Annotated in this window: 1 protein-coding gene; it reads left to right on the top strand. The window is 69.4% G+C overall.

Translation table 11 applies throughout. The features are described 5' to 3' along the window. Nucleotides 1-569 (top strand): transglycosylase SLT domain-containing protein (locus G7A99_RS24090; protein ID WP_163144598.1); only part of this gene is annotated, 569 nt, incomplete at both ends.

Raw genomic sequence — 569 nt, 5'->3', positions numbered from 1 at the left:
GGCCCGGACGGCATCTGGCGGACACTGCGCGACGGCTTCCGCCTGCCGGAGCCGGAATCCCCGGCCATTGCCGAGCAGATCGATCACTACACCGGCGACCCGCAGTACCTCGCGCGGGTGGCCGAGCGCTCCCGGCCGTACCTCCCCTACATCGTCGAGCGCATCCGCCAGCGCGGCCTGCCCATGGAGCTGGCGCTGATTCCGGTGGTGGAGAGCGCCTACAAGCCGTTCGCCTATTCCCACGGCCACGCCGCGGGGCTGTGGCAGTTCGTGCCCGGCACGGCCAAGCATTTCGGTCTGCGTCGGGACTGGTGGTACGACGGCCGCCGCGACACGGTCGCCGCCACCAAGGCAGCCCTGGACTACTTCGCCTACCTCAACGAATTCTTCGACGGCGACTGGCTGCTCGCCATCGCTGCATACAATGCCGGCGAGGGCACGGTGCAGCGGGCCGTACGACGCAACGAGCGCCGCGGCGAGCCCACCGATTTCTGGCACCTGGATCTGCCCGCACAGACCGAGGCCTATGTGCCCCGGCTGCTCGCCGTGCGTGACGTTGTCCGTCATCC

Source organism: Arhodomonas sp. KWT (assembly GCF_010993615.1).
This window is presented reverse-complemented; position numbering and strand designations above follow the sequence as displayed.